This window comes from Gilliamella sp. Nev5-1 (assembly GCF_001690895.1).
Classification (GTDB): Bacteria; Pseudomonadota; Gammaproteobacteria; order Enterobacterales; family Orbaceae; genus Gilliamella; species Gilliamella apicola_C.
Map to the genome: position 1 here is coordinate 16,719 of NZ_LZHO01000057.1, position 12,824 is coordinate 29,542.

At 36.2% G+C, this 12,824-nt stretch carries 16 protein-coding genes; 3 read left to right on the forward strand and 13 right to left on the reverse strand.

Features of this window, described 5'->3' with window-relative positions:
* Nucleotides 1-3: 3 nt before the first annotated feature.
* The 9 genes from rplC to iscR all read right to left on the reverse strand — a co-directional run bounded on the left by rplC (nt 4) and on the right by iscR (nt 6,576).
* Entirely contained in the window at nt 4-630 is a 627-nt protein-coding gene (gene rplC, locus A9G41_RS07990; RefSeq protein WP_065567159.1) for a 50S ribosomal protein L3, read from the reverse strand.
* 31 nt (nt 631-661) lie between these two features.
* A complete protein-coding gene (rpsJ, locus tag A9G41_RS07995; protein ID WP_006120582.1) occupies nt 662-973 on the reverse strand; it encodes a 30S ribosomal protein S10 in 312 nt (103 codons plus the stop codon).
* A 371-nt stretch (nt 974-1,344) separates the two neighbouring features.
* A complete protein-coding gene (fdx, locus tag A9G41_RS08000; protein ID WP_065583273.1) occupies nt 1,345-1,683 on the reverse strand; it encodes an ISC system 2Fe-2S type ferredoxin in 339 nt (112 codons plus the stop codon).
* 14 nt (nt 1,684-1,697) lie between these two features.
* The gene (gene hscA, locus A9G41_RS08005; protein WP_065583272.1) at nt 1,698-3,557 is read right to left on the reverse strand and encodes a Fe-S protein assembly chaperone HscA; all 1,860 of its coding nucleotides are present in this window, start codon (nt 3,555-3,557) and stop codon (nt 1,698-1,700) included.
* A 36-nt stretch (nt 3,558-3,593) separates the two neighbouring features.
* A complete protein-coding gene (hscB, locus tag A9G41_RS08010) occupies nt 3,594-4,127 on the reverse strand; it encodes a Fe-S protein assembly co-chaperone HscB (RefSeq protein WP_065583271.1) in 534 nt (177 codons plus the stop codon).
* 15 nt (nt 4,128-4,142) lie between these two features.
* Nucleotides 4,143-4,466 carry an iron-sulfur cluster assembly protein IscA gene (gene iscA / locus A9G41_RS08015; protein ID WP_065583270.1) on the reverse strand — a complete coding sequence of 108 codons (324 nt, stop codon included), beginning with the start codon at nt 4,464-4,466 and terminating at the stop codon, nt 4,143-4,145.
* Entirely contained in the window at nt 4,466-4,852 is a 387-nt protein-coding gene (iscU, locus tag A9G41_RS08020) for a Fe-S cluster assembly scaffold IscU (protein ID WP_065567163.1), read from the reverse strand. Before iscU ends, iscA begins: the two co-directional genes overlap by 1 nt.
* 15 nt (nt 4,853-4,867) lie before the next feature.
* On the reverse strand, nt 4,868-6,082 hold the full coding sequence (locus A9G41_RS08025; RefSeq protein WP_065583269.1) for an IscS subfamily cysteine desulfurase: 1,215 nt from the start codon (nt 6,080-6,082) through the stop codon (nt 4,868-4,870).
* Between the two features lie 38 nt (nt 6,083-6,120).
* Entirely contained in the window at nt 6,121-6,576 is a 456-nt protein-coding gene (iscR, locus tag A9G41_RS08030; RefSeq protein ID WP_065567165.1) for a Fe-S cluster assembly transcriptional regulator IscR, read from the reverse strand.
* 162 nt (nt 6,577-6,738) lie between these two features.
* On the opposite strand from iscR, the gene sltY reads away from it, so the two are divergent.
* Both sltY and trpR read left to right on the forward strand, forming a co-directional pair.
* Nucleotides 6,739-8,694, forward strand: coding sequence for a murein transglycosylase (sltY, locus tag A9G41_RS08035; RefSeq protein WP_075539535.1), 1,956 nt, complete (start codon nt 6,739-6,741; stop codon nt 8,692-8,694).
* Nucleotides 8,695-8,705: 11 nt separating this feature from the next.
* Entirely contained in the window at nt 8,706-8,996 is a 291-nt protein-coding gene (trpR, locus tag A9G41_RS08040) for a trp operon repressor (RefSeq protein WP_218057753.1), read from the forward strand.
* 58 nt (nt 8,997-9,054) lie between these two features.
* Here the strand turns inward: trpR and robA are convergent, their stop codons facing one another.
* From robA to A9G41_RS08055, 3 genes are all read right to left on the reverse strand, one after another.
* Complete coding sequence (robA, locus tag A9G41_RS08045) at nt 9,055-9,972, reverse strand: MDR efflux pump AcrAB transcriptional activator RobA (RefSeq protein ID WP_065588519.1); 918 nt, start codon at nt 9,970-9,972, stop codon at nt 9,055-9,057.
* A 96-nt stretch (nt 9,973-10,068) separates the two neighbouring features.
* Complete coding sequence (gene nfuA / locus A9G41_RS08050; RefSeq protein WP_065567189.1) at nt 10,069-10,644, reverse strand: Fe-S biogenesis protein NfuA; 576 nt, start codon at nt 10,642-10,644, stop codon at nt 10,069-10,071.
* A gap of 105 nt (nt 10,645-10,749) precedes the next feature.
* Nucleotides 10,750-11,400: a phosphoribosyltransferase family protein gene (locus tag A9G41_RS08055; protein ID WP_176700872.1), complete on the reverse strand. Its 651-nt coding sequence runs from the start codon at nt 11,398-11,400 to the stop codon at nt 10,750-10,752.
* A 306-nt stretch (nt 11,401-11,706) separates the two neighbouring features.
* On the opposite strand from A9G41_RS08055, the gene A9G41_RS08060 reads away from it, so the two are divergent.
* On the forward strand, nt 11,707-12,273 hold the full coding sequence (locus tag A9G41_RS08060) for a peptidylprolyl isomerase (RefSeq protein ID WP_075539536.1): 567 nt from the start codon (nt 11,707-11,709) through the stop codon (nt 12,271-12,273).
* A 47-nt stretch (nt 12,274-12,320) separates the two neighbouring features.
* Here the strand turns inward: A9G41_RS08060 and A9G41_RS08065 are convergent.
* A partial coding sequence (locus tag A9G41_RS08065; RefSeq protein WP_257005431.1) for a transposase occupies nt 12,321-12,824 on the reverse strand: 504 nt, incomplete at its 5' end.

Below are 12,824 nucleotides of genomic sequence, written 5' to 3' on the forward strand. Positions count from 1 at the left end.
ACGTTAAGCCTTGATTGCTGGTTTAACAATTACGTCACTATTGATTGCACCAGGAACTGCACCTTTAATTAATAAAAGGTTACGTTCTGCATCAACACGCACAATATCTAAGTTTTGAACTGTTACACGTTCATTACCTAAGTGACCTGCCATTTTACGACCTTTAAACACTTTACCCGGAGTTTGGTTTTGACCGATAGAGCCATGACCACGGTGTGCCAAAGAGTTACCATGAGTCGCATCTTGAGTACGGAAATTCCAACGTTTAGTAACGCCAGCAAAACCTTTACCTTTAGATGTTCCAGTAACATCAACTTTTTTAACGTCAGTAAAAATATCAACGTTAATACTTTGACCTACAGTAAATTCACCTTCTTCAAAACGGAATTCCCATAGACCACGACCAGCTTCAACGCCAGCCTTAGCGAAATGACCTGCTTCAGGTTTATTTACGCGGCTTGCTTTTTTACTGCCAGTAGTAACCTGAATAGCTTGATAACCATCATTCTCAAGGGTTTTAACTTGAGTAATACGATTACTTTGAACTTCTACTACGGTGACAGGAATAGAAACACCCTCTTCAGTGAAGATTCGTGTCATTCCTACTTTACGACCGATTAAACCAATCATTGTTTCGACCTCTCAATCATTCAGCCTAGGATTAACCTAAACTGATCTGCACATCAACACCGGCAGCAAGATCTAGACGCATTAAAGCATCAACTGTTTTTTCAGTTGGCTCAACAATATCAACTAGACGCTTATGAGTGCGAATCTCATACTGATCACGCGCATCTTTGTTAACGTGCGGAGAGATCAATACAGTAAAACGCTCTTTGCGTGTCGGTAATGGAATAGGACCACGAACCTGCGCACCTGTGCGCTTCGCAGTTTCTACAATTTCAGCAGTTGATTGATCAATCAAACGATGATCAAACGCTTTTAACCGGATACGGATTCTTTGGTTCGACATGAGACCAGAGCTCCATTATTTAAAAGTTATAACAAAAGACTACTCCTCTTGCCCTGTTTCGATTGACAGGAGAGTGTAATCCGTTCTTTTTCGTAACCCCCAAATCGGGAGTATTGTCGATATAATTAGCTATTTTCTGTTGTAGAAATTATATCTTTTCATCATTTGTTTATATAAAGGCAATAAACAAAGTGGGCTGATTATACCCTGTTAATTAACTAACGGCAAGAAATAAATACAGATATTTAGAATCGAAAGATATGGCTGTTCGCTTGATTATCGGTTCAAAATTATGAAATTTAAAACGAATCACCAAGCTTAATATTATTCTTTACATCAAATTATAGATAGGTAATCATTCTGACTATTAATTAATGATCTTCTTTGGCGTGATTAAGGCTATATCTTGGAATTTCGACTTCTAGATCTTCATTCGCTACACGAGCTTGACAACTTAAACGGCTATAAGGCTCGACTCCCCAGGCTTTATCTAACATATCATCTTCTTGCTCATCACTTTCCTCAAGTGACTCGAACCCTTTACGAACAATACAGTGACATGTAGAACAAGCACAAGACATCTCACAAGCATGCTCTATTTCAATATCATTGCGCAATGCCACGTCTAAAATAGATTCACCTTCCTGCGCTTCAACAGTTTTTCCTTCAGGGCAAAGATCGGCATTGGGTAAAAAAGTAATTTTTGGCATAATAATCCCGTTAGTTAAATATCATCAACTTTATGGCCAGCTAAGGCACGATGGATTGACCTATCCATTCGCCTAGCGGCAAAATCTTGTGTCACACTATCAACAATTTTAATGTGCTTTTCAATTGTATAACTATCATCTGACTCACGTGCTACTTGCAATTGGCGCTGAGCGGCTAAAATTTGGCTAAGCTCGCTATCGTTTAATAAATCAGCATCTTTGTCTAAAGCGCCTTGTAAACTCTCTAGCACACGTGCCGCCTCAACTTTTTTTTCAGCAAGCATTCTGGCTTGTTTATCTTGCTGTGCATGACTAATTGAATCTTGAATCATGGTCGCAATCTCTTTATCGGTCAGACCGTAAGAGGGCTTAACTTGAATTGTAGCTTCTACACCAGTTGATTTTTCCATCGCCGTAACACTTAATAAACCATCGGCATCAACTTGAAAAGTCACCCGTATATGTGCACCGCCAGCGGGCATAGCAGGAATTCCCCTCAATGTAAACCGAGCTAAGGAGCGACAGTCGGCAACACTTTCACGCTCACCTTGCAAGACATGAATCATCATGGCTGTTTGACCATCTTTAAAAGTGGTAAATTCTTGCGCTCTTGCACATGGAATAGTGCTATTACGAGGAATAATCTTTTCGACTAGTTCCCCCATAGTTTCAATCCCTAAAGACAATGGAATGACATCAAGTAGCAGCATATCAGAATCAGATTTATTCCCTACTAATATATCCGCTTGAATGGCAGCTCCAATAGCAACAACTTTATCTGGATCAATAGACGTTAACGGCTGGGTTTTAAAATAATTACCAACTAATTCTCTTACTAACGGTACTCGAGTAGAACCACCAACCATAACGACTTCAAGCACTTCATCCACGCCTATTTGCGCATCTTTTAACGCCCGACGGCAAACAGCCAAAGTGCGTTTAACTAATGGCTCTATTAATTGTTGAAAATGCTGACGAGTAATAGTTAATGATTGATTATTAAGTGTAAATATAGCAACATCTTCATTACTCAGTAATATTTTTATATCCGTCGTTTGATCACTAATATTTTGATTAATAATAGTATCTATATTATCAGTTAAGCCAAATTCCTTTTTTATATAGTCAGCAAGCAACCTATCAAAATCATCACCACCAAGAGCAGAATCACCACTGGTTGCTAGCACTTCAAAAACGCCTTTATTTAGGCGAAGAATCGAAATATCAAAAGTTCCGCCACCTAAATCATAAACGGCAATGACCCCTTCTTTTTTAGAATCTAAGCCATAAGCAATGGCGGCGGCAGTTGGTTCATTTAATAAGCGAAGCACATGTAAACCAGCTAATTTTGCTGCATCTTTAGTTGCTTGCCTCTGGGCATCATCAAAGTAAGCTGGCACAGTTATCACAGCACCGTCAATTTCACCGTTTAAACTTTCTCTTGCTCGTTCGGCGAGTGCAACCAAGATATCAGCAGAGACTTGTACTGGATTGACCTGACCATTAGGCAGATTTAATAACGGGACACCACTTTCTGTTTGCGAAAAGGTATAAGGAAAATGGGATTGTTCTATATCTGCTAAACTTCTACCCATTAATCGTTTAACAGAACTAACCGTATTTTGGGGATCATTTATAGCATTGGATTTGGCATATTTACCAATAGTAATAACAGGGTTATCATCATGATCAACACCGTAATGTACAACCGATGGCAACAATGAATCGCCTTGCAAATCGGGTAAAACCTCGGCTTGCCCACTACGAACCGTTGCTACGAGTGAATTAGTTGTACCAAGATCGATACCCACTGCAATGCGACGCTGATGTGGCATTGGTGTTTGTCCTGGTTCACTAATTTGTAATAATACCATTTAATCTATCTCTATTGATTCATCACTTATCGTAAATTATAAATCAAATTGTTTGTCTTGTAACTTTTCGATTTGTTCAATCAATCGAGCTAGATAACGAAGCTTATAGATTTGATTAAGCGCACTTTGCCAATCTTGTTTTACTATGTCTTGTTTTACTATGAGTTGTAATAGTTGGTTATATACCATTTTTTCACGTTCGATAATTTCTTTATGAAAGTCATCTAATGCTTGAAAATTAGCTTGGTTTTCAATACTATCAAGCTTCTCACGTAAAGCAAATTGCTCCATTAAAAAATCGGCATCATGAATGATATTTTTTTCTGTGGCAACACCAAAACCTTGCAAAGATAGATAATATTCCGCAGCTTTAATTGGATTTTTTAGGATTTGATAACCATCATTAATGGTGGCTGATTTTTGCACAGCGGCCATTTTTTCACTATCAGTTGCTACAGCAAAATTATCTGGATGATATTGCCGTTGCAATTGCTGATAATGGGTTGTTAACGAAATCACATCCACCGGCAACTGAACAGGTAAATTGAATAACTCGAAATAATTAACCATAATTATTGCGCCCAATTACACGTTAAAACTTTCACCACAACCGCATTCATTATGAGCATTAGGGTTATTGAATTTAAAGCCTTCATTTAGCCCTTCTTTGACAAAATCAAGCTCTGTTCCATCAATATAAACTAAGCTCTTCTTATCAACGATAACTTTGACATGTTTATCTTCAAAGACACTATCATCGTCATTAATCACATCGGCAAACTCTAAAACATAGGCCATACCTGAGCAACCGGATGTTTTAACACCTAATCGTAATCCAATACCTTTTCCACGATTAGCCAAAAAAGCTTGAACACGATCAGCAGCGCTATTAGTCAATGTGATTGCCATTAACGTTGTCCTTTTTTCGTTTTATAGTCATCGATTGCTGCTTTAATCGCATCTTCGGCTAAGATCGAGCAGTGAATTTTAACAGGCGGTAAAGCCAACTCTTCAGCAATATCCGTATTTTTAATCGCTTCGGCCTCATCTAATGATTTACCTTTAATCCATTCGGTTACTAAAGAGCTTGATGCAATTGCGCTACCACAACCATAGGTTTTAAACTTAGCGTCCTCAATAATGCCATTATCATTCACTTTGATTTGTAAACGCATTACATCGCCACACGCAGGCGCCCCAACCATGCCACTACCGACATTAGGATCATTTTGATCAAAAGAACCTACATTACGAGGGTTTTCATAATGATCAACAACTTTTTCACTGTATGCCATAATTTGCTCCTAATATTAATGGGCTGACCATTTAATTTTTGTTAAATCAACACCATCTTTAAACATTTCCCAAAGTGGCGATAAATCTCTTAATTTATCAATAGAGTTTTTAATTAATTTAATCACATAGTCCACTTCTTCTTCAGTACTAAATCGACCCAATGAAAAACGAATTGAGCTATGCGCAAGCTCATCATTGAGCCCTAATGCACGTAGCACATAAGAAGGCTCTAAGCTCGCTGATGTGCACGCCGAACCAGATGAAACCGCTAAATCCTTTAAAGCCATCATAAGCGATTCACCTTCAATATATGCAAAACTCACATTTAAAATATTTGGTACACTGTGTTCTAAAGAACCATTGAGGTAAACTTCTTCGATATCTTTTAACCCATTCCATAAACGATTTTTTAGCGCTAAAAGGCGAGGCATTTCAGCTGCCATTTCTTCTTTGGCTATATGGTACGCTTCACCCATACCGACAATTTGGTGCACAGGTAACGTGCCTGAGCGCATACCGCGCTCATGACCACCTCCATGCATTTGCGCTTCAATTCGCACACGAGGCTTACGTCTTACATAAAGTCCACCAATTCCTTTTGGACCATAAATCTTATGACCAGAAAATGACATTAAATCAACTTTTAACTTGGCCACATCAATGGGTAATTTACCTACAGATTGTGTTGCATCAACATGAAAGACAATGCACCGTTCACGGCACATTTCACCAATTTTCTCGATGTCTTGAATAACACCTGTTTCATTATTAACATGCATAATAGATACAACAGTTGTATCACTACGCATTGCCTCTGCAAGTTTATCTAAATCAAGAATACCATCTGATTCAGGAGCTAAATAAGTTACTTCATAACCTTCTCGCTCAAGCTGGCGACAAGTATCAAGCACGGCTTTGTGCTCAGTTTTACAAGTAATAATGTGCTTACCTTTCGCTTGATTAAAATGAGCAGCGCCTTTGATCGCTAAATTATCGGCTTCAGTTGCACCAGATGTAAAAACAATTTCTCGTGAATCAGCACCAATAAGATCAGCAATTTGATTGCGAGCAATATCAACTGCTTCTTCTGCTTGCCAACCAAATTTATGAGAACGAGATGCCGGGTTACCAAAAATCCCATTTGGGGTTAAATACTGCATCATTTTTTCAGCAACTCTAGGATCAACAGGGGTTGTCGCTGCATAATCCATATAAATAGGTAGTTTCATTAATCACTCCCAATGACAAATTCTATATTCTATTTTTATTAATTGATCTGAACGTGTTGTATATTACTTTGTCGGCTAGCAACGGCTTTAACTTCTTTATCATTAACCAATTCACTTAACGTAATGCTAGTTAAAAAGTCCTCAATTCGCTCACTTAGTTCATTCCACAATGTGTGAGTTAAACATCTCACACCACCTTGGCATCCATCTTGCCCATGACATTTTGTTGCATGCACTGTCTCATCAACAGCTTTAACAATTGAGCTAATCGCAATTTGATCCATAGAGCGACTCAATATATAACCGCCACCAGGACCTCTAACACTCTGTACTAAGCCATTTTTACGTAAACGAGCAAACAATTGTTCAAGATAAGAAAGTGAAATTTCTTGACGTTCTGAAATCTCTGCAAGTGATACAGGCCCTGAATCAGCATGTAATGCAACATCAAGCATTGCTGTCACCGCATATCGTCCTTTTGATGTCAATTTCATTAATCATTCCCCTATGCGTTATCGCTTTATTGTATATATCCATTTAATTTAGTCAAGTATTTAGTTGAGTATTTTAGTAGGAATTAAGCCGTTAGTTGATTATCGACGAATCGTAACAGAATATGCTAATCTAACGAACTAAATTAATATAGGAGTTAAGGGATGAAATTAGTATTACGTTATTTTTTGATAATATGTCTACTTTGTACATGTAGTATTTACACAGGTAGTGTTTACGCAGACAGGTCGCAAAAGGAGCAACGAGAACATTATCAAAAATGGCTTAATTCCTATCAATCGCTTAATTTTGAAGACCAACAAATATTGCTTTCTAGCATAAAAAATTATCCATTATATCCTTATGCTGCTGTACAGTTTTTTCAAAAAAATATCAAATTGGTTTCACCTGAAATGGTAAGTGACTTTGTTAACCAATATAAGGACTTTCCATTAACAGACTCACTAATACAATCTTATCTAACAGAACTAAGTTCTCGTCAAGACTGGAATTCAATCATTTCTTTTCCAAAAGATAATTCTATTCTCTCTAATTGCCGCTATCAGTATGCATTACTACAACAAGGAAATAACCAAGCTACCTTCAGTACTATCGAATCACTTTGGAAGACTAGCAAAGAGCTTCCTTCTGCATGTGATCCATTAATCAACGCTTGGACTCAAGCAGGTAAACGAACAGCTAATTTAATACTATTACGCATTGAACTTGCTATTGAAGCAAATAATTTAAAATTGGCCAAACATTTAACTAACCTACTTGATGACAACAACAAAACAACTAAAATCAATTTGCTCGCTGTACTTGATAATCCAAAAAAGTTAGAGGATTTTTCAAAAAATATTAAAGCTAGCACCTTCACTAAAAAAGTAGTCTTAGCATCATTCCCTCGCTTAGTAAAAACTGATATGAATTTAGCTGCATTGTTATTGCCAAAATTAGTTAAACAGCAGGCATTAACTGAAGTAGAGCAAGCTGAATTACAAAAGAGTTTAGCCAACAGCTACTTTAAAGATTCCGCTACTAGTGAACAAATAAAATGGCGTGATAACTATATTACAAAATACCATGATACGGCATTGGTCGAAAAACGTATCCGCCTTGCCATAGATGCCTATAACTTTTCTGATATTGCCTATTGGCTAGCGCAATTATCACCAGAAGATCAATTAAAAGAAGAATGGCAATACTGGCAAGCTCGAGTATTACTCAATAATAAACAAACAAATGAAGCTAATAAAATTTTACAAGCGCTCACAAACAAACGTGGGTTTTATGGCATGATAAGTGCACAAACACTTAACCAACCTTATTTACTTAAAAACCAATCGCCAAAGATTACACAAGCAGAAATATCAACATTAAAAGCCAAATATGACAATCAACCTTATGTAAAAAGAATTAACGAATTACGTTATTTTGGTATGGTATCAGAATTAAGTAACGAATGGCGTTATATGTTGAATCACCAAACAAATAAAAGTGAATACTTAACATTATCTCAATATGCCTTACAAAAAGGATGGGGGGATCTTAGCATTCAAGCAACCATTGTTGGCAAGCTTTGGAATAACTGGACTGAACGTTTACCGATTATGTACAAGGACTTATATAACAATGCATTAAAAGATAAAGCGATTGCGTTATCTTATGCTTTAGCTATTTCTCGTCAAGAAAGTGCGCTGGATACCACTGCCAAATCCCCTGCCGGCGCCCGCGGACTTATGCAATTAATGCCTGCGACAGCAAAAGAAACCGCTAAAAAAGTTAATTCAGTCACTTATGTTTCATCGGGACAATTGTTTGATCCTAAAACCAATATAGAATTAGGCACTTCGTACCTAAATACCGTTTATCTACAAAATAGTAATAATCGTATATTATCTTCAGCAGCTTATAATGCTGGGCCTAATCGTGTAAAAAAATGGCTTAATAACAGTAATGGTAAACTTGACGCAGCCGCATTTATTGAAAGCATACCGTTTACGGAGACACGTAACTACGTAAAAAACGTATTGGTATATGATTATATTTATCAAACAATCTTAGGAAAGAAAGATGTCAATATTCTTAATCCCAATGAATTTAATCAACAATATTAATGGTGATTACAATGAAAACTAAAGAATGGAAACAAACCGTTGGAATATTACACCAAGCATTTAACGATGGTTATTCACTTGATATATTAAAGTTATTAATGACTGCTGATGAACGCGACGCTTTAATTACTCGCGTTAAAATTATACATTCATTACTTGATGGTTCAACCAATCAGCGCCAGCTCAAAGAGCAACTTAAAATTGGGATTGCAACAGTAACTAGGGGATCAAATAGCCTTAAAGAGGCAACTCCAGAATTCAAAAAATGGTTAGAAAATATTTTATTAAACTCAGATAACTAAATACATCGGTCAATATCTATCTATTGCTTTTTAGATCTCGTTATAATACATTTAGTCGCTATAAATTTGGTTGGATATTGACTTCACTTTCTGTGACAACTGGTACACAATAATCACACTCCATATGTGTAATATTCTTAATCGATTCAGTAATGTCATTATGATGATTATGATGAATTTCAATTACACAACTGGAACTGCGCAAACGTACCTTTAACGCTGGCATCGCGGCTAAATGCACTTGCGAAATAAAATCTCTAAACTCATCAGGAGAGCCAATATATTTAAAACAAAGATATAAACCACCCTCACTTACAAATTGTTCTATGTACTCAAGATTATTATTCTGATCTAAGGCAATGGTATAAAAAAGATCTCGCTCATTGTCATTATCTTTACTTTTTAAGATCTGATTAAATGCATAAATTTTATCGGGTAGATTCTGATTTTTGTGTGTACAGCGAGATAAATAATTATTAAAAAACTGCTCTCGGAGTTTAATTTCTTCATCTAGCAATCGACTTAATGTACAATTATTTTTATAGGTAATTCCCCAAAAAGTTTGTTTTGGCATATTAACAAATTTTGGCTCAGGCAATAAAAGCTGATTTTTATTTAGCTCAATAGCTGGTGTTAACCCTGTAGGATCCCAATATTCTCCTCGACGATAACTTGCTGGCGTTTCATTAAATTGTTTTTTAAAAGATCGGGTAAATGTTTGCTGAGAATCAAAACGATATTGCATTGCAATATCTAAAATAGGCTTACTTGTCATACGTAAAGCAAGCGCTGCATAAGTTAAACGGCGATGACGAATATAAGTACCAAGAACCTGGCCAGTAACTTCTTTAAACATACGTTGTAAGTGCCATTTTGAATAACCTGATTTTCGTGCAACATGATCAATAGATAATGGTTGTTCCAAATTCCTTTCAATCCAAACGATAAGATCTGAAATAATACTAACTTGATTCATAAAACCCCATCATAATGTCAAATGGCAAACATCAACCGATTATGACTTAATCCTAGCAATAAGCAAGGTCTAAGTAAAAATTATTTTCTTTCAAATTTAGCAAAAAGAATGGGCGCCAGCTTGGTGTTCTGTAATATCTCTAACACCTGCCAGTTCAGGAAACTCTGCCATTAATTGTTTCTCAATGCCTTCTTTTAAAGTGTAATCAACCATTGAGCAACCATTACAACCGCCACCAAATTGCAATATGGCATAGTTATCTTCTGTCAATTCAACTAAGCTCACATGCCCGCCATGGTTTGCCAATTGTGGGTTAACTTGAGCTTGAATCACATAATTAACGCGTTCAATTAATGGGGCATCATCAGCCACCTTTTTCATTTTCGAGTTTGGCGCTTTTAATGTCAATTGTGAACCTAACTCATCAGTCACATAATCAATGACAGTTTCTTCTAAAAATGGTGCACTAATATCATCGATAAAAACTGAAAAGTCATTAAATTTCTCTTCTATATCGCTATCTTCTACTGTATCAGCTGGACAATATGAAACCCCACATTCTGCGCTTGGTGTACCTGGGTTAATAACAAATACTCGAATTTGTGTTCCATCAGGTTGATTAGCAAGCAATTTTTTAAAGTGCTGTTGAGCTGATTCAGAAATAGTGATAATAGACATAACCCCTCACATTAATATAATTAGGTACAAATAGACCTAACATCATTTATTATAATAGTTGACTAACTTTCTTGGTTATTATAGGGATTGTTTAGGATTTTACAATACTGTACGGCACAAACAAACAACATGAACACTTGTTGCACCACATTTTTTTAATTGTTGGCTAATGGCATTAATTGTATTACCAGTTGTGACAATATCATCAATAAGCATTACCGATTTGTGCGAGAGATCTTGGCGACACATAAAAAGTGTTTCGACATTCGTAATTCTTTCGGTAAGAGATAGATTTTTTTGATCGCGTAAATTTTGCTTACGGGATAACAAATGAGGGTAAAAATCACAATTTAGCCATCTAGCAATCGGTTTTGCCAATAACTCGGCTTGATTAAAACCTCTAGACCAGTAGCGAATGTGATGTAACGGTACACAAGTCACCAAATCAGGTTTAATTAAAGCACCTGCTTCTCGTCGTTGATACCATGCCAAAAACATTAATCTTGCCAATGCAATATTTAATTCAATTTTACTGTAGAACTTAAAATGATGAACCAATTTTTTTAATGGATTAATATAATCAGACACAGCTATCAACTCGTCCCAGTGCGGTTGCTTTGCACGACATCGATAACAGGTATCAGTCGATAAAGAATGCGGTAAACAGCATTGATGACAAACCTTATAAAATTTAGGTAGATTTTTAACACACTGACAACAAATGCCATGATGGGGCAAAAATAAAGGCATATCACACAAAACACATCGCATAAGATTTAATAAACTGTTTGTAAAAAAATTTTCAGGTAACATAACGTGTTAATATAAAAACGGTAGCAATCCAAAACAACAATTGGTTATAAGAGTGCCACTTTACCTACTCCAAATTATCAAGGAACATTAGTACAATAGGAATATTACTTATTTCGTTGTATACAAGAAAATACTTCTGCGAGTTACAACACAAAAAATTACCCAATTTTTCATAATAGATATTTATAATAATCAAATATCCAGTATAATCAGCCAACTTCCACAGGATAAAGGAATTAATATATGGAAAAAATCAAAATGCTATTTATTACAGCATTACTCACTTTATTTTCTACCGTTGCTTTAGCTGATACCAAGGTATTATTACAAACCAGCATGGGGGATATTGAACTTGAATTAGACAGCGAACACGCACCGAGCACTACGAAAAACTTTCTTGATTATGTTAATAGTGGTTTTTATGAAAATCTAACTTTTCATCGAGTCATTCCTGGTTTTATGATTCAAGGTGGTGGCGCTGATGATCAACTAAAATTCAAAGACAATAACCCACCGATTAGAAACGAAGCGAATAATGGCTTAAAAAATGAGCGTGGTACAATTGCAATGGCAAGAACCAGTGATATAAACAGTGCAACTAGCCAATTTTTTATCAATGTTGTCAATAATGATTTTCTTAATTACCAATCACCAGAACAATATGGCTATGCCGTATTCGGTAAAGTAATTAAAGGGATGGACGTTGTCGATAAAATCGTCGCTGTTCCAACTAAACGTATGGGACCTCATCAAAACGTACCTGTTGAGCCTATTTATATTAAAAAAGCTGTGGTTATTGAAAGCAATTAAACATTAATACTTGCTCAAGAAATAAAAAGCCACTTTTACAGTGGCTTTCAGATTGATGACAAACCTCGATATAATTCGGGGTTTATTTTTTTATTTAAACCATAAATAGGCTTTTTAATTTGGATTTTATTAAATAAATTAAAAAATAGCCTAAAAAAACGTAACAAAAATAGCTTTATCGCTATTTTCTTGATATTTTGAGCCGTTGCGGCCAATAAACACTGCATTTGAACCTGCGCTCTTCCTCTAAATCGTGCATAGCGATGTCCGTGATGTTGTTTAGCATCAGCAAAGCTGCGCTCTATCGTTTCTTTTCGCCGAGCATAGACTTTTTTACCCCACTGACTTAAACGAATCTCGTTGGCTTTCTCTTTATCTGCTTCCCAGATATGCCGTGTGATGACTTTCTGTGTATTTTTACTCTGTGTACACTGTGACAATAACGGACAGATTTTGCAGGTTGTTGCATCAGAATGATAATGACGATAACCTTCCCTGCTGGTAGTTTTATATATTAATGTTTGCCCGTTTGGGCAAGTATAAGTATCGTT